We start from the raw sequence: 25,684 nt of genomic DNA on the forward strand, positions 1-25,684 counted from the left end.
GAAGGGAGACAAATTTAATGCTGAGGGTATTAACAGCTGGTGAATCCCACGGAAAGGGATTAGTAGGAATAATAGAAGGGCTACCTTCAAATATAGAAATAGATCTTGATGAGATCAATAAAGACCTAGCAAGAAGACAGCTGGGATATGGTCGTGGTGGCAGAATGAAAATCGAAAAAGATGAAATTCAAGTAATGTCAGGGATTAGGGGAGGTAAAACCTTAGGTAGCCCCATAGCCTTTGTAATCAATAATCGTGATTATGCAAATTGGGATGAGCATATGGCCCCCTTTGGAGAAAACGATAAAGATAGGCAAGTAACTAGACCAAGGCCTGGGCATGCAGATTTATCTGGTCATCTAAAATATCAATTTGAAGATATAAGAAATGTACTTGAAAGAAGTAGTGCTAGAGAAACGGCTGTTAGAACAGCTGCTGGAAGCATAATAAAACAGTTTCTAAAGAACTTTGGCATTGAAGTATTAAGTCATGTAGTATCTATCGGTACGGTGGCTATTAATCAAGAAGTGAAAGATATCACTTTAATTAGCAAGGCTGATGAGTCACCGGTACGTTGTGTGGATCAAGAAACAGAAGAAGCCATGATGGAGGCCATAGATCTAGCTAAAAAAGAAGGGGATTCCCTTGGGGGTGTTTTTGAGATTCATATTACAGGAGTTCCCGTTGGCTTAGGAAGTTATGTTCATTGGGATAGAAAACTAGATGCAAAGTTGTCTTATGGGTTAATGAGTATACAAGGAATTAAGGCTGTTGAAGTTGGAATCGGTTTTGAAAACGCTATAAAAGCGGGTTCACAAATACATGATGAAATATTCTATGATCCCAACAGGGGTTACTATAGAAGAACAAATTTTGCAGGTGGCATAGAAGGTGGTATGTCTAATGGTGAGACAGTGGTTCTGAGATGTGGCATGAAGCCCATACCTACATTATACAAGCCCCTCAAAACTGTCAACATTATTACAAAAGAGACAGAACTGGCTTCTGTAGAAAGAAGTGATACTTGTGCAGTACCTGCAGCTTCTATTGTGGCAGAGATGGTGGCGATAACAATTATAGGAGAAGAATTCCTAAGGAAATTTGGAGGAGATTCTTTAGAGGAGATTATTAAACGATGGAAAGACTACAAATCAATTTAGGTAAAGAAAGCTATACCATCAATATAGAAGATGGATTAAGATATCGGTTGAAAGATACCCTTAAAAGCACCCCAGAAGGACTAATCATAACAGATGAACATGTAGATGAACTTTATGCCAAGGAAATGTATACAGAACTTAGTAGAAATTTTAAAATTTTTAAATACGTTATTTCAGCTGGAGAGACAAGCAAAAACCTAGAAACAGTGACAAATATACTAAATTATATGTTGGATCATAACCTCAGTCGAAATTGCACAGTAATTGCATTTGGGGGAGGCGTTGTAGGAGACATAGCTGGGTTTTGTTCCTCAATCTATATGCGAGGGGTTGATTATATTCAGGTTCCAACAACCTTATTAGCTCAAGTAGATAGTAGCGTAGGAGGAAAAACTGGGATAAATATGCCCCAAGGCAAAAACCTTGTTGGCAGTTTTTATCAACCTAAAGAGGTTGTGATTGATACAGGTGTATTAAACTCACTACCAGAAAAAGAAGTTATGAGCGGTATTGGCGAAGTTATAAAATATGGCTTTATTGAAGATTATGACTTTTTTCTTTATCTTAAAGAGAATTTGAAAGCCTTAATCCAGTTAGATACAAAAGTTTTAAAGTATACCATTAAGAAATGTTGCGAAATTAAAGGAAGAATTGTCTCTAAAGATGAGAAGGAAAAAGGGTTAAGAAAAATTTTAAACTTTGGACATACAATAGGACATGCTTTAGAAGTAACCACGAAATACAAAACCTATACCCACGGAGAAGCTGTTTTAATTGGTATGTACCATGAAGCGAAAATGGCTTTAAGGTTATCATTAATAGATGAAGAATATTTTATGGAAATAGCAGACTTGATGAAGGGATTTAACACGTCCTTAGAAGTAACTGAGCTAGAAGATTTAATAGGAGCCATGAAGGGAGATAAAAAGAATCGGGATAACAGAATTTCTTTTATATTACCAAATGGTAGAGGGTCTGTTGAAGAAATATTACTATCTTCCAAAGAAGCAAGGGAACTGTTGTCTTATTAACTAATGAGGGGGAATAAAAGTGGGTAAAATAGTAACTGGTAAAACAAAACTGTATGCAGTGATAGGTGATCCGATTTCCCATAGTTTATCACCACAAATACATAATCGACTATTTGCAGAATTAAAGACCGACAGAATGTATGTCTCTTTAAGAATACCTTCAGAAGAATTAAAATCTTCAGTAGAGCTACTAAGAAATAACTTTCATGGGTTTAATGTAACAATTCCCCATAAAGAAGCGATTATTCCCCTATTAGATGAGTTGGATGAACGGGCAAAAATTTATGGGGCCGTAAATACAGTAAAAATTGAAAAGGGAAGACTGAAGGGGTATAACACAGATGGCTATGGATTTATCAAGAGTTTAGATTCCTTAGACTTAAAATATCATAACAAAAAAGCTCTAGTTTTAGGCGCTGGTGGGGCAGCCAGAGTTATTGCTTACGAATTAGTTCTTAAGGGGTGTATAGTTACCATAGCTAACCGAAGTGAAGGAAAAGCCCTGTGTATAAAAGGAGATATTGAAAGGGCCACAGGAATAGAAATTAATGTTATATCACTATCAGATGTTCAGGATAAATATGACTTTATTGTTAATACAACACCTGTAGGGATGTCTGCAATGGCAGATCGAATGCCTGTTGGTGAACATGTTTTGAATAAAGCAGAGTTGGTATATGATTTAATTTATAACCCTAGTCCTACTAAACTGTTGAAAATGGCTGAGAGATATAATTGTAGGACTGAGGATGGTTTTTCAATGCTATTTTATCAGGCAGTTAAGGCACAGGAAATTTGGCTCGAAAATAGTATTAAGAAGAGTATAATTTCATCTGTTCTTTCGGCTATGATGGTTGGAGACTAATAATTATATAACAAAAGGTGGCGTAAATTTGGAAGAAATAAAGGGCATTAGAAGAAAAATTGATGAGTGTGATCAAAGAATCATTTCAGCCTTTGAAGAACGAATGAAGGCTGTTAGAGATATCCTTAATTATAAACGCAAAAGCGGTCTGGCTATATATGATATTGGGCGAGAGGCAGAAGTGGTTGAGCGGGCTATAAAAAATACAGATAATCCCCTATATCATGAAGAAGTAAGGGAATTAATTGAATCTATTATTAAAATCAGTAGAAAAATGCAGTCAAGGTTGTTGTTTCCCTATAATCTTGTTTTAATTGGATTTATGGGTACAGGAAAAACAACTGTTGGCAATCAGTTGGCCAGTATGTTAGATATGAATTTGTTAGATATGGATTCTATCATAGAAGAGCGTTTAGGACTGTCGATATCTGAATATTTTCAGTTGAAGGGAGAGCCAGCTTTTCGCCAATTAGAAAAAGAATTAGTTAAAGAGGTTAGTAGTCACTCCAACACGATAATTTCCTGTGGTGGCGGTGTTGTTTTACAGGATGAAAACATTGATAACTTAAGAACAAATGGAAAGTTAATATTGCTCTGGGCCAGCGAGGAGACCATCTATCACAGACTTAAAGATGATGAAACGAGACCTTTATTAAAAATAAATAATCCTTTAAATAGTATTAAGGAACTACTAGAAAAAAGAGATTCTTTATATAAAAGTGCTGCTGATCTTGTTATTAACACTGATGATAAAACCCCCGAAGAAGTATGTTCTGAAATCATTGGTAGACTATTAAATAGTAGATCAGGTGATGAAACTAGTGGGACTAATGTATAGAGAGTAAAAGGGACTATCTATTAAACCCGCTGATGGAAGACGTGTTATATTTTTAGAAAGAATTTTTCAAAAATTAAAGGTATTTAAGAAATTAGGTAGAATATATACATTGTATCCAAATTCTACTAAATAGATATCAAAAAGGGGGCATCACATTTATGGAAGTATTAAAAGTATCAGCAAAATCAAATCCAAATTCAGTTGCAGGAGCATTAGCCGGCGTTCTTAGAGAACGTGGCGCAGCCGAAATCCAAGCTATTGGGGCTGGCGCTCTAAATCAAGCAGTCAAAGCAGTGGCAATCGCACGAGGATTCGTAGCTCCAAGTGGTTTAGACTTAATTTGTATCCCTGCTTTCACTGATATTCAAATAGATGGCGAGGAAAGAACTGCCATTAAACTGATTGTAGAGCCAAGATAATATATGATGATATAGAAAAGTCTGCTAGAAAGCAGGCTTTTTTTATAACGAATAGGAAAGTTTTACTTTATTATTTTTAAAATAAGAGAACTTATAAGAGAACTTTACGTAAATAAGTTTCAACATAAGGAGATAACCACAGTATTTGATTAGTTTATGTTAATCTCTTAGTGTCTTCAGCAATAATGTTCTTTAGATCTTCCGAAGGAAGACTTGATTATAAACTAATGACATATTAAGATAAGAAAAGTAGATTATAAAAATCTTATTTATTAAAATCTAAATTGATAGTAATAACTTTCTTAGGATATAATATAAAAAACTTAAGTGAGGAAATTGCATCATTAATTTTGAAATTCATATTAATGCAAAATGAAAACATCGCCGATTAGTGTTTATTTCACAATGGGCGACTCAGCTTTTATATTACCATATACTATATATAAATTCATAGTTATGGTATTATGCAATTTCTTCAAGTAAAAGAGCTAAAGGAGAAGAACATGAAATATATTGATATGCATACCCACACGACAGCCTCCGATGGCACTTTGACCCCGAAGGAACTAATCGACTATGCAATAGAAAAAGAACTTAATGGGGTTGCTATTACAGATCATGATACTGTTGGAGGAATAGAAGAGGCGATGGCCTACTGTAAGACAAAGAATGACTTTCTGTTGATTCCAGGTATCGAACTAAGTACAGAGGACCTTGGAGAAGAAATTCATATTCTAGGCTATATGATCGACTATCAAGACGAGAAGTTTTTGAAGTTATTAGACTTATTACAAAATGAACGTAAAAATAGAGCGCATAAAATAATTGAAAAGCTTAATGAACTAGGTTTTAAAATTACCTTCTCTGAAGTTGAAGGGTTAACGGGGGATGGAAATATTGGCAGGCCCCATATTGCTAAGGTTTTAATCACTAAAGGTTACCTTTCAAATACAAAAGAAGCATTTGAAAAATATTTGAATAAAGGTTGCCCTGCCTATGTGCCCCGCTACAAAATTACACCTCTGGAAGCCATCAAAGAGATTAAAAGAATAGGTGGTTATGCTGTCGTAGCCCACCCTGGTTTAATTAAATCTAATGAAATATTAAAACATATTGTTAAGGCTGGGATAGATGGTATAGAGGTTTTTCATCCCGATAATAGTGAACTCAAATATGATTATTATTTAGATCTTGTTGAAAAAAATGGACTATTCATTACAGGAGGCTCAGATTTCCATACTCCACCAGCAAAAGATCGTCATCATGGAGATTTAGGAAGCGTTCGTGTCCCCACCTCTTATATAGAAGTTATGTTAAAGGAGAAGGGATTTATAAAATAATTTATAAATAATATGATAAAAACCAAAGTAATGGGAATTAACTGTAGAAATAACCAGAAATATTTGTTAAAATAAGAGTGAATTTGAAATACATAAACTACATTTAATTAACTACGTCCATGGAGGGAAAGAAATGAATATTAAACTCTCAGAGAAGAATCAAAAAATTGCACCATCAGTAACGTTAGCTATCGATTCTAAGGCAAAACAAATGCAAGCGGATGGAATTAATGTAATTAGTTTTGGAGTTGGAGAACCAGACTTTAATACACCTGATAATATTAAACAGGCTGCTATTGAAGCAATGGATAAAGGGATTACAAGATATACTGCTGCATCAGGTTTACCTAAGTTTAGAGAAGCTGTATGTTATAAACTGAAGGAAGACAATGGATTAGATTATACACCAGACCAAATAGTTGTATCAAATGGAGCAAAACAATCATTATTTAATGCCCTACAGGCTGTTTGTAATCCTGGTGATGAAGTCATTATTCCAGTACCTTATTGGGTAAGCTATGTTGAGTTAGTTAAAATGGCAGACGCAGTACCTGTTTTTGTTGAAAGCACTGAGGCCAACGAATTTAAAATGCAAAAAAATGATCTATTGGCAGCAATTACTCCCAAAACTAAGGCATTAATGTTAAACAGTCCTTCTAACCCAACAGGTTCTTTATATACTTACGAAGAGTTAGAAGCAATAGCAGAGGTGGCAATTGAGCATAATATTATCATCATTTCCGATGAAATTTATGAAAAATTAGTTTATGATGGAGCTGAACATATTAGTATTGCCAGCATTAACGAAAAGATTAAAGACCAGACAATTATTATAAATGGGATGTCTAAGGCCTACGCAATGACGGGTTGGAGAATTGGATATACAGCTTCTAATTCAACAATTGCTAAAATTATGGGTAACTATCAAAGTCATGCAACTTCCCATCCAAATACAATTGCACAATATGCTAGTATCGAAGCCCTTACTGGAGATAATTCTTCTGTTGAAAATATGAGATTAGCCTTTGATGAGAGAAGAAAATATATGGTAGAAAGAATTAACGAAATAGATAATATTTCCTGCATCACTCCAAAAGGAGCCTTCTATGTGATGATGAATATTTCTAAGTTAATTGGCAAGGAAATAAAGGGTAAGGTTATGACCGGTTCTATGGATGTAGCAGATGTTATTTTAGAACATGGTAATGTTGCCGTTGTACCAGGTATTGCCTTTGGAGTAGACCAGTTTGTTAGATTATCCTATGCTAATTCAATGGAAAATATAAAAGAAGGATTAGACCGTATTGAAGCTGTTATAAATGAGTAAAATAGTGGTATCAAACTTATTTAGATTAACTTATGTTCTAGTCTAAGGAAATCAGATGTTTATCTGATTTTCTTTACGATTTTTGAAAAATACCATTTTTATATAAATTTGGGATGGAAAGGAGTGCAGCAATGAATAGAGAAACTTATCAAAACCCACTAATTGAAAGATATGCCAGTAAAGAAATGTCCTTTATTTTTTCATCCGACAATAAATTTACGACATGGAGAAAACTATGGATTGCCTTGGCAGAATCACAAAAAGAAATGGGTTTAAACATTACTGATGAACAAATAGAGGAGTTAAAGGCCCATCAAAGTGATATTAATTATGATGTAGCCATTCAAAGAGAAAAGGAAACTCGACATGATGTTATGTCCCATGTATTTGCCTTTGGGCAACAGTGTCCAAAAGCTAAGGGAATTATTCATTTAGGAGCTACAAGTGCATTTGTTGGTGATAATACAGATGTCATTGTTATGAAGGATGCTCTAAAGCTTGTAAAGGTTAAAATGGTGAATCTCTTTAACATTTTAAGTAAGTTCTGCGACGAATATAAAGAAATACCTACCCTTGGGTTTACCCATTTCCAACCAGCGCAACTTACAACTGTAGGTAAGAGGGGTACTCTTTGGTTACAAGATCTTTTAATGGATTTTGAAAATCTTGAGCATCAATTGGAAAGAATGAAGTTAAGAGGGGTTAAAGGAACCACAGGAACACAGGCCAGCTTCTATAACCTTTTTAATAATAATCATGATGAAGTAAAAGAGTTGGAAAGAAAAGTAGCTGAAAAAATGGGCTTTGAAAAGACATTCCCAGTTACAGGACAAACCTATTCTCGAAAGCTAGACTATGAGGTATTAAGCCTATTAAGTGGAATTGCCCAAAGTCTACATAAAATGACTAATGACCTTAGGCTGTTACAACATTTAAAAGAAATTGAAGAGCCCTTCGAAAAGAATCAAATTGGTTCATCGGCAATGGCTTACAAAAGAAATCCAATGAGAAGTGAAAGAATTGCTTCTCTTGCTAGATACGTAATAGCTGCATCACAAAATGCTGCAATGACTGCATCTACCCAATGGTTTGAAAGGACATTAGATGATTCAGCCAATAAGCGTATTGTTGTACCAGAAGCCTTTCTAGCAACTGACGCAATTTTAGATATTGCGATAAATGTCTGCGATGGATTAGTGGTTTATGAAAAAATGATACAACAACATATTAGCAACGAACTACCCTTTATGGCAACTGAGAATATTTTAATGGAGGCTGTTAAACAGGGTGGAGACCGACAGGAGTTGCATGAGAAAATTAGAATTCACTCTATGGAAGCTGCAAAGCAAGTTAAAATGGAAGGTAAGTCGAATGACTTAATCGATAGAATCTTAAATGATTCCGATTTTAATCTTAGTAAAGAACAATTAGATCAATTAATGGATGCAAGAAACTTTGTAGGAAGAGCACCAGAACAGGTGACAGACTTTTTACAAGAGTATATACATCCAATTATCGAAGCAAACAAAGCTTTAATAGGTATTAAGGTTGATCTAAAAGTTTAATATAAATATTGAAGGATATTATGGAGGTGTAAAGAATGGCACAATTTACAACAATAGAAGAAATATCAAAATACGAAGGCCAAGAGGTAATGCTAAAGGGCTGGTTATTTAATAAACGTTCCAGTGGAAAAATTCACTTTTTACAACTTAGAGATGGTTCAGGATTCATTCAAGGGGTAGTTGTTAAAAGCGAAGTGGCTGAAGAAGTGTTTGAAGCTTGTAAAAAGCTAACACAAGAATCATCTTTACAGGTGGTTGGGCTAGTACAAAAAGATGAAAGAGCACCTAGAGGCTATGAAATATTAGTTAAAACAGTTGAGGCTATCAGCATTGCAGAAGAGGGGTATCCAATCTCATTAAAGGAGCATGGAACTGACTTCTTAATGGAGAATAGACACTTATGGATGCGTACGCCAAAGCAAAATGCTATATTAAGAATTAGAGATGAAATCAATTTAGCCCTAAGGACCTTCTTCCATGAAAGAGGATTCGTTTTAGTAGAGCCACCAATTATTACACCTTCATCTTGTGAAGGTACAACAGAACTATTTGAAATTGACTACTTTGGAGAGAATGCTTATCTATCTCAAACTGGTCAATTATATGCAGAAGCAGCAGCAATGGCCTTTGGAAAAGTATATAGTTTTGGCCCTACCTTCAGAGCAGAAAAATCTAAAACCAGAAAGCATTTAAATGAGTTCTGGATGATTGAACCAGAAATGGCTTTTGTTGATTTTGAAGGGAACTTAGAAGTTCAAGAGCAAATGGTTGAATACGTTGTTCAAAAAGTTTTAGCCAATAGAAAAATAGAGTTAAAGATCCTTCAAAGAGACACAGCTGTCTTAGAGAAAATTAAAGCACCTTTCCCAAGAATCACTTACACAGAGGCAGTAAAGATGTTACAAGAAGGGGGTCATGAGTTTGAATGGGGAGAAGATTTTGGAGCACCTCATGAAACTTATATCGCTGAGAAGTTTGATAAGCCAGTATTTATTACCCACTTCCCAACTAAAATGAAGGCCTTCTATATGCAACCAGACCCAACAAACCCAGAAGTAATTTTAGGGGCAGACTTAATCGCACCTGAAGGTTATGGTGAGATTATTGGAGGATCTGAGCGTATCCACGACTTAGAGTTAATTCTAAAGCGTATTAAAGAAGAGGGATTACCACAAGAGTTATATGAGTGGTATTTAGACCTTAGAAGATACGGTTCTGTACCTCATTCAGGTTTTGGGTTAGGATTAGAAAGAACCGTGGCATGGATTTGTGGAGTAGATCATATTAGACAAACCATTCCTTTTGCCAGAACATTAAATAGAGTTTATCCATAATTTAAAGATAAAAACTATTTATAAGGATTATAATTATTCATAAGTTGATAAATGCACCTATAATACTTCCAAAGTAGACAGTCTAATTAATAAATAGTTAGATTTATCTACTTGGAGGTATTTTTTTATGTTTAAATATACAGAAAATTCACCACAATGAAATTTTCAAGGGTGGAGTTTGTTAACTGAAAATTCATAATAAATTAAATTTTAACGATAAATTTTATTTCTGAATATTGCCTTTATTATAACAATATTATATTATAGATACATGTACAACGTTTTTAAGTAGCCCTATAGAGACTAACAACGAACTGCTATAGACATTTATATTCTATTTACTATTAGTTCTTTTCTTGAAAATGATCATAACACAAATCATTTTTAGCAGGGCAATGCAAAGTAAGATAATATAAAAGGGTAAGAAATGCAATATGAATACATAAAATTATTAAAATAAAGAAAATTTATAATAAAACTTACATTAAAATTTCAATAAAACAAAACTTTCAATAAAACAAAACTTACAATAAAACTTACAACCAAATAGAATAGACTAATCGGCTTTTAAAAAAAGGGATAAAAATAAAGAGAACATAAAATAAAGGGGGAAACATTTATGAAATCGTTTTCAAATTCTAGCCGAAGTAAAGCGTGTATCTATTGTGGTTCATCTAATATACGTGACGGAATACCCTTCAATAGCATGGTTACTCTCAAGACTGACCCATTCACAAGTCATCAAACCTTCGCTGAAGTCTGTATGGACTGTGGCACCATCCTTAGAAACTACATAGAACTAAAAAAATTAAATAGGGGCATCAGGTGATCTACCACCAAGAACAAATAAATAAAAATTTGAGGGGGAGGATTAAGGATGAGTCAAAAGAAGGAACAATGGGGAAGCCGTTGGGGTTTTATCTTAGCTTCTATCGGAATGGCTATTGGAACAGGTAATATTTGGAGGTTCCCAAGGGTTGCTGCAGCAAATGGGGGTGGGCCCTTTATCATCGCTTGGACAATTGCTCTTTTTGTGTGGGCAATACCATTACTAATGGGAGAAATGGTAATGGGAAAGAAAACAGGCCTTGGTACAGTAGGTGCTTTTAGAGATTTTGTAGGTCGGAAGTATACTTGGATGGGTACATGGATTGCTGCGGTTTGTTTAGGAATCATGTTCTATTATTCTGTTGTAATGGGATGGTGTGTGAAATATTTTACCTTAGCCCTTCAAGGGACTTTTAAGCCTGATATGGGGACCGATGCTACACAGGCTATCTGGAACACCTTTACAACAACACCCCAACAAACAATTTTTTTCCACTTTATTTCAATGCTAATTGCTGGATATATCATTTATAAAGGTGTAACTGGGGGGATCGAAAAGGCTTCTAAGATTATGATTCCTGCACTATTTGCTTTATTGGTGGCAGCAGTAATTCGTGCTTTAACTCTACCAGGTGCAGCCCAAGGTCTAGAATATTTATTTAGCCCTAAACTGGAAATGTTAGGCAGTGCTGAGTTATGGTTAAATGCCTTTACACAAGCGGCATGGTCGACAGGGGCTGGCTGGGGTTTCATTATAACATATTCTGTTTATACATCTGCAAAGGAAGACATTACAGGAAACTGTATGATTATGGGCATGGGAGATCATATAGGTGCATTAATTGCAGGTATGACAGTCTTACCAGCTATCTTTGCATTGTCTCCTACAGCGGAATTTGCTAATAGTGCATTATCATCAGGAAATACAGGCCTTACATTTATTTACTTAGCTCAGTTGTTCCCAACGATGCCTTTTGGATCAATATTAGCCGCAATTTTCTTCTTGGCTATGGCAATTGCTGCCCTTTCTTCTTTATTACCGATGATTGAGGTAGGGGTTAGAAACTTTATGGATGCAGGTATGTCAAGGAAAAAAGCTACGTTATATGTTATAGGAGCCGGCTTCTTTCTAGGTATTCCTTCAGCCTATAGCTTAAATTTCTTAGACAATCAAGACTGGGTATGGGGAATAGGATTATTAGTTAGTGGATTATTCGTTGCCTTTGGATTGATAAAATACGGCTTAGAAAAGGCAAGAACAGAAGAAATCAATACAAAATGGGCGGACTTTAAAACTGGTAAGTGGTGGAATTTATGTATTATATCTTTTCCTCTCTTCTTTATCATAATCACTGGCTGGTGGTTTAAACAAGCAATTGAATGGTACCCAGGTAACTGGTGGCATCCCTTTGAAGTCTTTAGTGCTGGTACAATTATCTTCCAATTTGCAATTTTAATCATTCTAGCTTTGTTAACCAATAACTGGCTTGCCAATCGAATTGGTGGTGGAAAGCTATCCATCAATAATAATGGCAATGCTTCGGTTGATAAATAAAGGAGGTTATGAAGATGTCAAATGCGTCCATCACAATGATGGTTTTAATATTAGGATTTTATATAGGTGGTTTTGTTGTGTTAGTAAATAGAGCCTTTAACAAAAAGAAGCAATAGGAGATTGGAGATTTAAGAGTTCTCCCCTTTAATAGGGGAGGATTCATTTTATATCAACAGGAGGTGTTTTACTTGAGAATTGAGCAGCATCCTATTTTAAAATTCAAAAAAGGAGCAAAAATTGCCTTTACCTTTGATGGTCAGCCCTTTGAAGGTTACGAAGGTGAAACGATTGCAGCCGCATTACATGCTGCAGGTGTAAAAGTACTTAGTCACAGTCATGAACATCATCGCCCGAGGGGACTTTACTGTGCCATTGGTAACTGTTCATCATGTATGATGGAGGTCAATGGAGAACCAAATGTTAGGGTCTGTGTTGAATCCCTAACAGACGGCATGGTCGTCAATACCCAGAAGGGAAAGGGGGAAATTATATGAAGGCTGTGGAGCTTTTAGTAGTGGGCGGTGGTCCTGCAGGTCTATGCGCTGCTATTCAAGCTGCTGAAATGGGTAGTACAGTTATATTGGTAGAAAGGGATGAACATTTAGGTGGGCAATTAATAAAGCAAACCCACATGTTTTTTGGTTCTGAAAAACAATATGCTTCTAAACGGGGCTTTGATATTTCAGAATTATTACTTAAAAAATTAAGTGAACTAGCAGAAAAGGTGACTCTAATGAAGGGAACTACGGTTGTTGGAATTTATGAAGATGGCGTAGTTTCTTTAGAGCAAGGAGGAAAATATTTTAAAGTAAAACCCAAAGCAACAATTGTTGCAACGGGAGCAAGTGAAAAAACTTTAGGGTTCCCTAATAATGACCTTCCTGGGATTTATGGTGCTGGAGCTGTCCAAACATTAATGAATGTCCACGGAATAAAACCCGGAAGCAAAGTGGTTATGGTAGGGGCAGGAAATATAGGACTTATTGTTAGTTATCAATTACTACAGGCAGGCGTGAAAGTTGCTGCCATTGTTGAAGGTGGCCCTAAAATTGGGGGTTATCTTGTACATGCTTCTAAAGTTCGTCGGTTAGGAGTGCCTATTCTGACGGGGCACACAGTTAAAGAAGCCCACGGAACAAATTGTCTTGAGAAGGTTACCCTTTGGAAGCTAGATGAAAACTGGCAGGGTATTTCTGGAACAGAAATTGATATAGAAGCCGATGTAATGTGTATATCAGTAGGCTTGTCTCCACTGTCGGAGCTACTTTGGCAGGCAGGCTGTCAAATGAAGTTTGTTCAACCTTTAGGAGGTTATGTTCCTGCTAGAGATGAAAATCTTCAAACATCAGTCAAAGGTCTATTTGTTGCTGGTGACGTGTCAGGTGTAGAAGAAGCCAGTAGTGCAATGGTGGAGGGCTACCTTGCAGGAATGTCGGCAGCATCCTTTCTTGGATATAAGTTATTTAATATGGCAGAGTTAAGACAAGATTTACTAAATCAATTGGATTCATTAAGACATGGTCAAGTAGGAGAGAAAATTAGAAAAGGTATTGCAGAGCTACAAATTGTAAACGAAGCTGCTGCATCTGTCGACCTTTAAGACTTAAGGGGGTGCATTAAAATGTTAGAAGTTACGGGAATACCTACATTCGAAGATATCGAAAAAGTATATCCTAGTGAAGAAAGACTGAATCAAGGACCAACCGTCATCATGGAGTGTTTTCAGAATATACCCTGTAATCCTTGTTATACAGCCTGTAGAACTGGTGCGATAAAACCGTTTGAAGATATTAATCATTTACCAACTGTAGATCACGATCTATGCAATGGATGTAGTCTTTGTGTAAGCAATTGTCCAGGGTTGGCAATTGTAGTTTTAGATATGACCTATTCAGAGGACCAAGCATTATTGAAGATCCCCTACGAATTTTTACCCCTTCCAGAGGTTGGACAGTGGGTTAAAGGTCTAGATCGTGAGGGGAAGGTTGTTTGTGATGTAAAAGTTGTAAAAGTGATTGATAGTAAAGCATTAGATAAAACTCCTATTATCTCACTGGCGCTAGATAAGCAGTATGCAAAAGTTGTGAGAAATATTAGATTGGAGGAATAGGTATGGCTGATAAAACGTTCATTTGTCGGTGCTCTGATTTAACATTACAGGACATTCGAAATTTAATTGCTAAAGGATATACTACCTTTGATGAATTGAAACGTGTAAGCAGGGTTGGAATGGGGCCTTGTCAAGGAAGAACCTGTATGCCTCTGGTATTAAGAGAGTTATCGATTGCAACGGGAAAATCAATTGCAGAACTTTCACCAGGTACATTTAGGCCACCTGTTAAGTCAATTAAATTAGGGGCTATAGCTGCCCATGCATTTGAAGAGGGAGGTGGAGAAGGACATGAATAAAACTGCTGAAGTTGTAATTATAGGAGGAGGTATTTCGGGGGTTGCAATTGCCTATAATCTTGCTAAAAAGGGAGTAAAAGACATTGTCGTAATAGAGAAGGAGTACTTAACAAGTGGGGCAACGGGTCGCTGTGGTGCAGGGATAAGACAACAATGGGGTACAGAAATGAACTGCCTAATGGCCAAGTTTTCCTGTGAGGTATTTGAAAATATGCAGGAAGAACTAGGTTATGATCAAGACATTGAGTTTAAGCAGGGCGGTTATTTAATGCTTTCTAGTACAGAGAAGGAGCATGAACAGTTTAAGAAAAACATTGAGCTTCAAAATCGGTTAGGAATTCCTTCAAAACTACTAACACTTGATGAAGCTAAGGAAATCGTTCCCTTTCTAAATACTGATGGACTAATCAGTGCAACCTACTGCGAGAAGGATGGACATTTAAATCCTTTCCATGCAACTCATGCCTATGCAAAGGCTGCAGAAGGTCTAGGGGTAAAAATATATACATATACAGAAGTCACCGACATCATTACAGAAAATGGGAAAATTAGAGGTGTAAAGACAACAAAAGGAGATATTGATACTAATATAGTTGTAAATGCTGCAGGTGGTTACTCTCAAGGGATTGCTAAAATGGTGGGAGTAGATCTACCTTTATATTCAGAAAGACATCAAATTCTTGTAACAGAAGCCGTAGATCCCATTCTAAAGCCTATGGTGATGTCCTTCTCATTAAATCTTTATTGTCAACAGGTACCCCATGGTGGTTTCATTATGGGTAGAAGTTGTGCTAATGAACCAACAGATTTAAGAATTACTTCTGGATGGCACTTCTTAGAAGAAATGACAAAAACCATCACTAAGGTATTACCACCATTAAAAGAAGTTAGATTCCTTCGCCAATGGGCAGGCTTATATAACATGTCGCCAGATCGTCAGCCAATATATGGGGCGGTAGATGAGATCGAAGGCTTCTATGTGGCAGCTGGGTATAGTGGTCATGGGTTTATGTTAGCACCTTTTACTGGTGTAGTAATGGCAGAAGCTATTATGGGAGAAGAAACTACGCTACCAATTAATCAACTTAACCTTACTCGTTTCAAAACTGGGAAGTTAATATTTGAGCCTTCAGTAGTGTAGAAATTGTTGAAATCTATTGTACCCTAGACCTCCAGTAATGAAATTTACAAATTAGCAGATGCTATGAAGGATAAAATGAATTACTGGAGGCGATTTTATGAAGGTTAATGGTAAAGCTTTTCCACTAAAAGATAATATGACTGTTGCACTGTTATTAAAAGAATTGCAGTACTCACATCCAAACTTGATTATCGCAATAAATGATGAGGTTTTGGAAAGAATTGATTTTGATAAGAGGCTTTTAAGGGAAAAAGACTCAGTCCAAATAATACATCCCATAGTAGGTGGCTAATTTTCATTAGTAGTGGAAGGATTATAAGTGTCATAAGTACTGCAATAGTGACAAAATAATTAGTACAATGAATACATTAAACAGAATAAATACAACAATTATATCAAATATAACAGATACATCAAATACAACAGATACAACAAAAACTAAAAAACTATAAGTACGACAAATGTAGGCATGGTCTCCTAGAAAATGAGAAGCATGCCTCTTGTTATGTTCTTCTTTAAGTTGGTAGAAAACCATATGGTGATTGAAGGATATTATGGATATAAATAGAATTTATTAGATTAAGCTTATATATATTTTAAAATGCTATTTGTTAGGGGGATGAGGGGTTGAATAAAATTATCATAGGAAAAAAAATAAGTATAATATGTTTAATAGCTATAATTCATTATTTCTAATATTAAGAGAACTATTACCTTTATCAGAAAGCAAAGATACTACTTTGTTACTATCAGGGGAATTAATAGAAGAAATATCATTAAATCGAACTAAGATTGATCATATTGATGAAGTGGCTTTAATCGAGAACTTCAATAAATTATTATATCAATTTGATCACTTTCATTATGGAATTGAAGATGATGATATTTATCGTTTGCCAAATAGATTTATGGGGGTAAAATTAGTAGAAGAGGTAACTATAGAAGAAGCTTTATCGGATGTAGATCATTTATTTACTCTTTTAAAATTTGCTTATGGGGCCTACCAATATTTTGGGGGAGATGAAATTTTCTTATCAGCTAAAGCTGATATAGTAGCAGAAATTAATAAATTGGATGAATCCATTAGGGTTTCTGATCTAAACAATATTCTCGTCAAATACCTGAATTTTATACAAGATGGACATTTCATCGTCGGTGAAAAGAGGTTATTTAATAGATATCAGTATTTTTCAAGTGAAAAGTATGCTTTTTCTAAGGATGAAGAGGGTTACTATACACTAATTGGAAATGAGAAATACTACTTAGTACACGTAAATGAAGGTGACATTGATGACTACCTATATCTAACCCTAAATGAGGAAGGAGAGGTTGTATATAACCTAGGTAAACTTTATTCACCAAATTTATTATACAGAAAAATAGATATAGAGCTGAAGGGGCAGGGAGCTATCATTAATGAAAGAATAGATCTTCATTTAGTTCATGTAAAACAAAATTTTCTAAGAATCTATGCTTATAGTGAGAAGGAAGGAATACCAGTAGTAGAAATTAGAAAAATGTTTTCTGATACAGATTATGAACTAAATCAATTAAATCAATTTGTTGAGTCAGGAAAAATACTTAGAGATAGAGATTTTCTTATTTTAGATATCAGAGGGAATATGGGTGGTAGTGATCAATATCCAGCAAGATGGATTGAAAATTATACAAGAAATACACCAAGCGGTGATGTAATTGCAAGTCATTTATATACAGATATAACAGTTAATGCTACCATGGGGTTTTTACAGACAATAAAAGATGAAGAACTTCGAAAAGGAGAAGAAGATAAAATAAGAAGGGTATTAGAAGCCGACTATTATCCAGGTTGGAGTCCAGTTAACTATCAATTGCCAAGAAACATTGCTAATTCCAATATAGTATTTGTCCTTATAGATGGAGATGTATACTCATCTGGCGAAACTTTTGTTAGAATGTTAAGACAAGTGGAAAATGTAGTTTTTGTTGGAGTGAATACAGGTGGTGCTACATTGGTTGGAAATATGATGGGATTTATGTTACCACACTCAAGGCTCTCACTGAATTTTGGTAGAACTTTAATTTTACCTTCTGATCTGAAGGATTTAGAGGGGATAGGTTATCAGCCAGATCTATGGGTGTCCCCAGATGAAGCCTTAGAGAGGATTATTAAGTATATAAGTAGATTAGCCCCTAGTAGTAGATAAGAAATGACGTGGCGAATAGTTTAAGTGAATAGGGCAATTAGGTTTCAAAAAAACTAACTAGGTTATTTTAGTTAGTTTTTTTTGATACAGTATTTAAAGTAAGTAAAGGTAATTAACATGTATGAATGTCTACATATGTATAAATGATTGTATTGTATGTATTAATGATTAGTAATAAACTTACTTAAATATTTATCCTACGATATTGACTGGTTTACCTATGGTATAGGACTTAATATTATCTGCTAATAAGTGAATTAATCTTTGCCTTGACTCTATACATCTCCAACCAATATGGGGGGTAAGAATCACGTTTTCCATTGTAAACAACGGGTTATTTAGTTCTGGTGGCTCTGGGTCTTGTACGTCAAGTCCTGCCCCTGCAATAATCCCTTCCTGTAATGCTTCTATTAGATCAACTTCTTTAATGATTGGCCCTCTTGAAGTGTTAATGATAAAGGCAGTAGGTTTCATAAGTTCTAATTTGTCTCTATTAATAAGATGTTTCGTATCAGCGGTCAATGGACAATGAATTGAGACAAAATCGCTGTTTACTAATAATTCATCTAAAGGGACAGATTTTACATGAGGATCTTGAAAGGTTTTTAGTGTTCGATTAAAAGCAAGTACTTCCATATCAAAGGCACGGGCTAGTTTAATCAATTGTTGCCCAATAGTGCCAGTACCAATGACTCCTAGTGTTTTGTTTTTTAATTCAAAATGGGGAACTTGAAGATGCTTTGTAAAATTACTGAAATCTTTTTTATGTATCATCCTCTGTTGTTGAATTAAAGAAGAGGCAAAATTAAGGATAAGAGTCATGGCCAGTTGAGCAACGGCCTCTGTACTATAACCTGGTACATTACAAACGGTAATCCCCTTTTTTTTAGCAGCAGCAATATCAATATTATTAAAACCTGTTCCTGCCTCGCAAATTAATTTAACAGATGAAGGAAAGTTCTCGAGATGGAATTGAGTAAGGGGAAGTTCTTTAGTTATGATAATACTTTGACCTTGAACCCTTTCTATGATTTCATCTTCTGAACTATCCTCATATTTTGTAAAATTACCTAACTCCCATAAGGCTGAAAAGTCTAGTTGATGGTCGAAATCTAATTTTTCTGCATTAAGAAATACGATATTTTCCATTGTACTCCTCCTTGATAATATTTAGAATATTAACAATATTATACACAAGATATAATACAATGTAAAATAGTAAAATCTAAATAATAAGGAGTTTTTAATGGGTTTAACTGTTGCAACACCATAAATATTTATCGTAAAGTAAATATGAAACCTAGTAGTTAAAGGGGTAATTCGTTACTGATGTAGATCTCTTTGCTTTATGGGAATATGAATTTCCATAGAGATTTTTTCGTATTCCCATGTATGACATTTTTCATCATAAAATTCGAAATCTAACTTACTATCATCGATTTCATAACCAGAATTAGGGAACCATTCCTCTAAAATATATTTCCACGTACCTTGAATAGAATTTACAAAATCCTTCTCCTCCACAAGTGGAGTTGTGAAGACTGCATAGGTGCCAGCAGGAACCTCTAACTGATACATATCCTTTCTTGCCTTTTCAAAATGATCTACTTCTACTCCTAAAATATATGAAAACTCATCTGTTTCCATATTGGTGTTAATACAGATACCGTATTCACCATGTTTAGAGGGGGATTGGGTATCATAAAGAATTTGCTCTTTACCCTCGATATTACACTGATCCCAAAAGGCTGGTATATCCCGAGAATGGGCATTATTTTTTAAGGTTGTTTTAAATTCATAGCCTACAACTTTAAAGGCATCTCGTTGAATAATTTTTGGTTGCATGATAATTCCTCCTATTCTATTCTTTTTTAAATTCCTAAGGTTGATTCCTTTAGGTATGTCCTTAGGAGCATGGATACGATAAAAGCTTGGTGGATAACCAAAGGCTTTTTTGAAAGCCTTTGTAAAACCTGCATGGGTCTCGAAACCATAAAGAATTGCCGTTTCGAGGATTTTTTTGTCATTGTTCAAGTCATAAAGGGCAAACTGTAGTTTTCTTCTTGTTACATACTCCATAGGCGGCATACCAACAAAACTATTAAATACTTTATAGTAATGGTAGGTTGAGAAACCAGCAACTTTGGCGAGGTTTTTTACAGAAATTTTTTCAAAGATATGACAATCAATAAAGTCTAGTGTTTTCTGAATTAAATCAATATAGTCCATCTATAGCCTCCTAAGAAATTAATTTAGGTAAGATTAAGTAAGTATATATATATCATACCAGATCCCATGAAGGGTTTCTTATCCTATTTTGTTATAATAGTGTAAGTGAAGAATTAGATACAATATTATTTATAGGAATATTTAATAATTAAAGGAAATTACATAATTAAAGGAATTGCATAATTAAGGAAATTGCATTATTAATAAGAAATTTATATTAATGCAAAATTTAAAACTTCGCTATTGAGTAGTCCACTAGCAAAGTAATGGAGTTTAAAGGAAAATAACCTGAAATTGTAGCAAAGATGGAGTAAAGAACTTACTGGTTATTTATCTTGACATAATAATTTACAGATTATAACATTAGATATATTAGGTGTTTTAGATATATAGATCTTATATTAGATATAAGGGAATAAGAAAAAAATCCAGGGGGTAATCATGCAAAAGATTAAAAAGCTATCGGTTTTTATCATGTTTTCAATTATAATCGTTACCTTAAGCATACTAGGCTATCGTTTAAATTCACCTGTTGCTCAAAGAGTAACATACATTATATATTGTAGTAGCGTAATTATTACCCTTTACCTATTGAGAGTAAAGTATAATAATAGACTACATAATGGTATTTTAGTTGTGTTTACCTTAGCTCTTTTTGTGATTGCAATAAAAAGTCCTTTATTAACTCTACCATTGATATTACTATTTCCAATGTTGGAATCGGGAAAGTCCCATTATTTTTTCCAATTTGTATCTTGGTTATCTTATATATTATTTCTCTTCTTCTTCTGTGTCGTTATATTGATTAGGTTGATGGGAGTAAGTGTTTATGATTACTCAAGAACTATTTCACCTGATGGTAAACAAGCAGCAACTGTTGTTATATATGACCAAGGGGCATTGGGAGGTAGTCTTGAGGTGAAGCATGAAAGAAATCTTGGTGGACTTATTATAAAGAGTAGACCAGTATATCGAGATCGATTAATTGATTTGGAGGTCCATTGGATAAATAATCATGAAATTAAAATTAATGATGTCGTTATTGATGTTAGTAAAAGAAGAGGAATGATTGATGGTAGGAAAAAATAATAAAGGCGGTTATTATAATGAAAATAATAGATTCAATTTATGGCGAATTCGAAGTAGAGGGTGTGTTGGAAGCGTTAATACTAAGTAAGCCTCTTCAACGATTAAAGGGAGTATATCAAGGAGGAGCGAGTTATTTAGTTAATAAGAGGTGGAATGTAACTAGATACCATCATTCTGTTGGTGTAATGCTCTTAGTTAGGAAATTGGGGGGCTCATTAGAGGAACAAATAGCAGGGCTATTACATGATGTGTCCCATACAGCCTTTTCTCATGTGATAGACTTTGTTTTAAAAGATAAAAGGTCTTACCATGAAAAAATCTTCAAAGAAGTAATTGAGAGGTCTGAAATACCAACTATTTTAAAAAGATATGGCTATAACTATTCAGGCATCTTACTGAATCTTGATAAATGGACATTGATGGAAGCATCACTACCAGATTTATGTTGTGATAGAATCGATTATACTTTAAGGGATTTATATGAATATGGTCATATTTCACAGCAGGAGATAAATGATTTTATAGATCATTTAATTGTTATTGATGGAAGGCTTTTTTTACGAGATATTAAAGTTGCAGAATGGTTTGTTAGGGCCTATAATCAAGAAGTAATTGAGTTCTTTATGGATCCCTTAAATATTTATGGTTATGATACATTAGCTAAAACATTGAAATTGGCCATTGATAAAAAGATTTTGAGACTTGAAGATTTGCAGGCAACCGACCAAGAGGTAATGGACATTTTAAAGCAGTCTAATGATCCTGCAATAATAGATATGATAAGTAAATTACATACCAATGTTATCGTTAAAGAAGATAATGAAGTGTATGATCTACATCTAATTAAAAAGATAAGAATTGTGGACCCTCTAATTTCATCTAGCGCAGGAACCCAAAGAGCTTCAAATTTATCATCAAAAATTAGGGAAATGAATTCAGAAGCTTATGAAAAGGCGGTTAAAGGTAAGTTTGTAAGAGTCATTTCTAATTAAAGCTAATGGCTTGTAGCTCTATCTAAAATTTCGAATAGGTTATTAAAATGGGTAAGATGTATAAGTCTTACTCTTTTCTGTTTTTGGTTCCTTTAAAAATGGGGGCTATTTGTCAATCGTTGGGGGGAGTATTTAAATTTTAATATCAATCACTAGGGAATAATTTCAATCTAGTAAAGATTTGATATTATGATACAAAATTATAGATTTGAACAAACTATTAATATCTACCGTATCATTAAATTTTTACTTATAAAAAAACTTAATATTTGAATGTATATGCATAATCATTTATAATATAAAGCATATTATTTTTTTTGAGGAGTGTAAGAAATGTCAAACTTATTAGAAAAATGCAAAAAACTTAAGGAAGCATCCATCAATTTAGGTGCAGCCGATACATGTATAAAAAATCAAGCTCTGGTAAAGGTGGCAGAAAACCTTAATGAACATAGGGGGTACATTCTTTCAGAAAATGAAAAGGATGTAGAAGCTGCTATAAAGGCTGGTACAAAGGAAAGTTTGATTGATCGATTAAGACTAACAGATGAACGTATTGATGGAATGATCGATAGTATTCAGACGATTCTTAAACTAAAGGATCCAATCTGGAGAAGTAATGATGTTTGGACTTTAGAAAATGGATTAACAATTAGTAAAATGACTGTTCCTTTAGGGGTTATTGGCATTATCTATGAGTCTCGTCCTAATGTGACCGTAGACGCCTTTTCTTTAGCGCTAAAAAGTGGTAACTGTATTTTATTAAGGGGAAGTTCTTCGGCTATAAATTCTAACAAAGCTTTAGTTTTTGCTATAAAAGAAGGATTAAAACAAAGTCAAATTAATCCAGATGTTATTGAACTAATTGAAGAATTAGATCGAAGTGTTGTTAAAGAAATGCTTACTTTAAATGAGTACATCGATGTTATTATCCCAAGAGGTGGAGCAGATTTAATCAGATTTGTCGTTGACCATGCAACAGTACCAACAATTGAAACAGGAGTGGGTAATTGTCATGTTTACGTTGACGAATCGGCTGATGTCGAAAAAGCGTTAAAAATACTGGTAAATGCAAAAGCTCAAAGACCTGGTGTATGTAATGCTTGTGAAACAACTTTAATCCATAAAAATGTCGCAAAAGAATTTTTACCTCAACTTAAGCATGCTTTAAAGGATCAAGTCGAATTGAGAGGGTGTCCTCAAACAAAGGATATAATCTCTGTTGAAGCTGCTACAGAAGCCGACTGGCTAGAAGAATACTTAGATTATATTTTAGCAGTTAGGGTTGTAAATGATTTAGATGAAGCAATTAGTCATATACAAAAGTATGGTACTAAGCATTCTGAGGCAATCATTACTGAGAATTACACTAATGCAAATACTTTTACTAGAAAAGTAGATGCTGCTGCAGTTTATGTAAATGCATCAACGAGATTTACTGATGGAGGAGCCTTTGGCTTTGGTGGTGAACTAGGGATTAGTACGCAAAAAATCCATGCTAGGGGGCCAATGGGCCTTAATGAATTGGTTACTGTAAAATATACAATAGTAGGTAATGGACAAATTAGAGAATAGAGGGGTAAGAGATGGTTTCAGAAGTTATTAAAGAAAGTAAAAAGATTGTTATTAAAATAGGTAGTAATACGTTATCCAACGAAGACGGAACAATTAACCATGAATTTTTAAAGGAACTATGCCATCAGGTATCTCAACTGACCCAAGAAGGAAAGCAGGTGGCCATCGTTACTTCTGGTGCAAGAATAGCTGGAATTGGTCAAATAAATAGATGGTCTAGAAGAGAAGATATGAACTATAAGCAAGCCCTTTGTGCCATTGGGCAGGTAGAGTTAATGTCGGCCTATGGTCGTCACTTTCATGACTATGGTTTACATGTAGGGCAATTGCTTTTGACTAGAGAAGATTTCTTTGATAAAACCAGAACGTTAAATATTCGCAATACCTTATTTACTTTAGTAGATGAGGGGGTTATTCCAATTATTAATGAGAATGATACAGTGAGTGTTGAAGAAATCAAGATTGGAGATAATGATACATTAGCAGCTCTATCTGCAAGCTTATGGAATGCAGATTTACTCATTTTACTAAGTGATATCGATGGGATATATAATAAGAATCCTAAAGAACATAGAGATGCACAGTTATTGGAAATTGTCGAAAACATAGATGATATGATTAATAGTATTGAGATTGGCGAAACTAATTCCTTTGGAACAGGGGGAATTACAACAAAAATAGAGGCAGCTAGAATTGTTAATCGATATGGAATTCCTATGATTCTTGCCAATGGAAAGAAAGAAAATATAATTTTAAATTTGTTAAATAATGAATATCCAGCAACAATATTTAAAGATTTTCAATAGGTCAATAAATTAGAAATGACAATATGTAAGAAATGATTATATGAGGTGACTTGATGGAGAAACAGATCGGTTTTATTGGCGCAGGGAATATTGCCAAAACAATTATTAATGGCTTAACTGCCAACTTTCAAGAAATTAATAAAAATATTTATATTACAAATAGGAGTAAGGGCAAAGGAGAAAGTTTACGTAATAAATTTCAAGTAAACTTATGCCATACTAACATTGAATTAGTTAAAAACTGTGATATTATTTTTCTTTGTGTAAAGCCAGATGTATCTAAACTTGTATTAAGGGAGATAAAAGATCATGTCAGAGATGACCAACTCATCATTTCTGTAATTGCTGGTGTTACAATCGATGATATTATGAAGTATTTTGAACAACCGAAAAAAGTAATTAGAACAATGCCAAATATTCCTGTTGTCGTGAGGGAAGGAATGATTGCTTTAAGTGGAAGTAATGAGGTTTCCGATGATGACTTAAATCTGGCTATTGATCTATTAAGTAGCATTGGAAGGGTAGATGTCATCGAAGAAAAAATGATGGATGTGGTAACAGGCATAAGTGGTTGTAGTCCAGCCTTCTTATCAATATTTGTAGAAGCATTAGCCGATGGTGCTGTATTACAAGGGATGCCAAGGGATAAAGCTTATCAATATATTGCCCAAACTTTAGTTGGAACGGGCAAAATGATATTAGAGGAAGAAATCCATCCAGCTGAAATTAAAGATACTGTTAGTTCTCCTGGTGGAATAACGATTGCGGGGGTCTATGCCCTCGAAAAAAGAGGCTTCAGAAGCACCGTTATGGAGGTAATGGAAGCCTGCGATGAAAAATTAAAAGCCCTAAGACGATAAACTATTTATAGACAATTATTTTTGATGTGCACCCCAGAAATTGATATGCTCCCTATTAGGTAGACAGATTAAAAAATAAAATCTGTTTATCTAAGGGGAGTATATTTATGTCCAAAACAAAAAGTTATTCAGCTG

General features: G+C 34.5%; 25 protein-coding genes. 23 read left to right on the forward strand and 2 right to left on the reverse strand.

Going from position 1 to position 25,684, the window contains the following annotated elements; genetic code table 11:
• Positions 1–17: 17 nt before the first annotated feature.
• The 18 genes from aroC (at position 18) to T335_RS0102170 (ending at position 17,998) form a co-directional block, all read left to right on the forward strand.
• Complete coding sequence (aroC, locus tag T335_RS0102080) at positions 18–1,160, forward strand: chorismate synthase (RefSeq protein WP_207640638.1); 1,143 nt, start codon at positions 18–20, stop codon at positions 1,158–1,160.
• The gene (gene aroB / locus T335_RS0102085; protein WP_026476075.1) at positions 1,136–2,191 is read left to right on the forward strand and encodes a 3-dehydroquinate synthase; all 1,056 of its coding nucleotides are present in this window, start codon (positions 1,136–1,138) and stop codon (positions 2,189–2,191) included. Before aroC ends, aroB begins: the two co-directional genes overlap by 25 nt.
• Before the next feature lie 19 nt (positions 2,192–2,210).
• Positions 2,211–3,056 carry a shikimate dehydrogenase gene (aroE, locus tag T335_RS0102090; RefSeq protein WP_051569085.1) on the forward strand — a complete coding sequence of 282 codons (846 nt, stop codon included), beginning with the start codon at positions 2,211–2,213 and terminating at the stop codon, positions 3,054–3,056.
• Between the two features lie 28 nt (positions 3,057–3,084).
• On the forward strand, positions 3,085–3,894 hold the full coding sequence (locus T335_RS19635) for a shikimate kinase (RefSeq protein WP_051569086.1): 810 nt from the start codon (positions 3,085–3,087) through the stop codon (positions 3,892–3,894).
• A 158-nt stretch (positions 3,895–4,052) separates the two neighbouring features.
• Positions 4,053–4,313, forward strand: a complete 261-nt coding sequence (gene spoVS / locus T335_RS0102100) for a stage V sporulation protein SpoVS (RefSeq protein ID WP_026476077.1) — start codon at positions 4,053–4,055, stop codon at positions 4,311–4,313.
• Positions 4,314–4,816: 503 nt separating this feature from the next.
• Positions 4,817–5,653 carry a PHP domain-containing protein gene (locus tag T335_RS19640; RefSeq protein WP_034327424.1) on the forward strand — a complete coding sequence of 279 codons (837 nt, stop codon included), beginning with the start codon at positions 4,817–4,819 and terminating at the stop codon, positions 5,651–5,653.
• A 133-nt stretch (positions 5,654–5,786) separates the two neighbouring features.
• A complete protein-coding gene (locus T335_RS0102110; RefSeq protein WP_330371163.1) occupies positions 5,787–6,980 on the forward strand; it encodes a pyridoxal phosphate-dependent aminotransferase in 1,194 nt (397 codons plus the stop codon).
• Positions 6,981–7,111: 131 nt separating this feature from the next.
• On the forward strand, positions 7,112–8,545 hold the full coding sequence (gene purB / locus T335_RS0102115; protein WP_026476079.1) for an adenylosuccinate lyase: 1,434 nt from the start codon (positions 7,112–7,114) through the stop codon (positions 8,543–8,545).
• Positions 8,546–8,580: 35 nt separating this feature from the next.
• Positions 8,581–9,879 carry an asparagine--tRNA ligase gene (gene asnS / locus T335_RS0102120; RefSeq protein WP_026476080.1) on the forward strand — a complete coding sequence of 433 codons (1,299 nt, stop codon included), beginning with the start codon at positions 8,581–8,583 and terminating at the stop codon, positions 9,877–9,879.
• A gap of 619 nt (positions 9,880–10,498) precedes the next feature.
• Entirely contained in the window at positions 10,499–10,708 is a 210-nt protein-coding gene (locus T335_RS0102125) for a hypothetical protein (protein WP_026476081.1), read from the forward strand.
• Positions 10,709–10,756: 48 nt separating this feature from the next.
• The gene (locus tag T335_RS0102130; RefSeq protein ID WP_026476082.1) at positions 10,757–12,262 is read left to right on the forward strand and encodes a sodium-dependent transporter; all 1,506 of its coding nucleotides are present in this window, start codon (positions 10,757–10,759) and stop codon (positions 12,260–12,262) included.
• A 188-nt stretch (positions 12,263–12,450) separates the two neighbouring features.
• Positions 12,451–12,756, forward strand: coding sequence for a (2Fe-2S)-binding protein (locus T335_RS0102140; protein WP_026476083.1), 306 nt, complete (start codon positions 12,451–12,453; stop codon positions 12,754–12,756).
• Positions 12,753–13,862: an NAD(P)/FAD-dependent oxidoreductase gene (locus tag T335_RS0102145; RefSeq protein ID WP_026476084.1), complete on the forward strand. Its 1,110-nt coding sequence runs from the start codon at positions 12,753–12,755 to the stop codon at positions 13,860–13,862. Before T335_RS0102140 ends, T335_RS0102145 begins: the two co-directional genes overlap by 4 nt.
• Before the next feature lie 21 nt (positions 13,863–13,883).
• On the forward strand, positions 13,884–14,372 hold the full coding sequence (locus tag T335_RS0102150; RefSeq protein ID WP_026476085.1) for a 4Fe-4S binding protein: 489 nt from the start codon (positions 13,884–13,886) through the stop codon (positions 14,370–14,372).
• A gap of 2 nt (positions 14,373–14,374) precedes the next feature.
• Positions 14,375–14,671 carry a (2Fe-2S)-binding protein gene (locus tag T335_RS19645; protein ID WP_051569087.1) on the forward strand — a complete coding sequence of 99 codons (297 nt, stop codon included), beginning with the start codon at positions 14,375–14,377 and terminating at the stop codon, positions 14,669–14,671.
• The gene (locus T335_RS0102160) at positions 14,664–15,812 is read left to right on the forward strand and encodes an NAD(P)/FAD-dependent oxidoreductase (protein ID WP_026476086.1); all 1,149 of its coding nucleotides are present in this window, start codon (positions 14,664–14,666) and stop codon (positions 15,810–15,812) included. Before T335_RS19645 ends, T335_RS0102160 begins: the two co-directional genes overlap by 8 nt.
• A 97-nt stretch (positions 15,813–15,909) precedes the next feature.
• On the forward strand, positions 15,910–16,104 hold the full coding sequence (thiS, locus tag T335_RS0102165) for a sulfur carrier protein ThiS (protein ID WP_026476087.1): 195 nt from the start codon (positions 15,910–15,912) through the stop codon (positions 16,102–16,104).
• A gap of 373 nt (positions 16,105–16,477) precedes the next feature.
• A complete protein-coding gene (locus T335_RS0102170) occupies positions 16,478–17,998 on the forward strand; it encodes a S41 family peptidase (protein WP_026476088.1) in 1,521 nt (506 codons plus the stop codon).
• Positions 17,999–18,190: 192 nt separating this feature from the next.
• Here the strand turns inward: T335_RS0102170 and T335_RS0102175 are convergent, their stop codons facing one another.
• Both T335_RS0102175 and T335_RS0102180 read right to left on the reverse strand, forming a co-directional pair.
• A complete protein-coding gene (locus T335_RS0102175) occupies positions 18,191–19,147 on the reverse strand; it encodes an NAD(P)-dependent oxidoreductase (protein ID WP_026476089.1) in 957 nt (318 codons plus the stop codon).
• Between the two features lie 174 nt (positions 19,148–19,321).
• Positions 19,322–20,227, reverse strand: a complete 906-nt coding sequence (locus T335_RS0102180) for an AraC family transcriptional regulator (protein ID WP_026476090.1) — start codon at positions 20,225–20,227, stop codon at positions 19,322–19,324.
• A gap of 441 nt (positions 20,228–20,668) precedes the next feature.
• Here T335_RS0102180 and T335_RS0102185 point away from each other — a divergent pair, with 441 nt between their 5' ends.
• The 5 genes from T335_RS0102185 to proC all read left to right on the forward strand — a co-directional run bounded on the left by T335_RS0102185 (position 20,669) and on the right by proC (position 25,549).
• On the forward strand, positions 20,669–21,316 hold the full coding sequence (locus tag T335_RS0102185; protein WP_026476091.1) for a hypothetical protein: 648 nt from the start codon (positions 20,669–20,671) through the stop codon (positions 21,314–21,316).
• Between the two features lie 17 nt (positions 21,317–21,333).
• Complete coding sequence (locus T335_RS0102190) at positions 21,334–22,308, forward strand: HD domain-containing protein (RefSeq protein ID WP_026476092.1); 975 nt, start codon at positions 21,334–21,336, stop codon at positions 22,306–22,308.
• A gap of 333 nt (positions 22,309–22,641) precedes the next feature.
• Entirely contained in the window at positions 22,642–23,883 is a 1,242-nt protein-coding gene (locus T335_RS0102195; protein ID WP_026476093.1) for a glutamate-5-semialdehyde dehydrogenase, read from the forward strand.
• An 11-nt stretch (positions 23,884–23,894) separates the two neighbouring features.
• Positions 23,895–24,689: a glutamate 5-kinase gene (proB, locus tag T335_RS0102200; protein ID WP_026476094.1), complete on the forward strand. Its 795-nt coding sequence runs from the start codon at positions 23,895–23,897 to the stop codon at positions 24,687–24,689.
• Between the two features lie 53 nt (positions 24,690–24,742).
• Positions 24,743–25,549 carry a pyrroline-5-carboxylate reductase gene (gene proC / locus T335_RS0102205; protein ID WP_026476095.1) on the forward strand — a complete coding sequence of 269 codons (807 nt, stop codon included), beginning with the start codon at positions 24,743–24,745 and terminating at the stop codon, positions 25,547–25,549.
• The last annotated feature ends 135 nt before the right edge of the window (positions 25,550–25,684 follow it).

Origin of the sequence: Alkaliphilus transvaalensis ATCC 700919, assembly GCF_000621485.1 — a bacterium.
In the GTDB taxonomy this organism is placed as follows: Bacteria; Bacillota; Clostridia; order Peptostreptococcales; family Natronincolaceae; genus Alkaliphilus; species Alkaliphilus transvaalensis.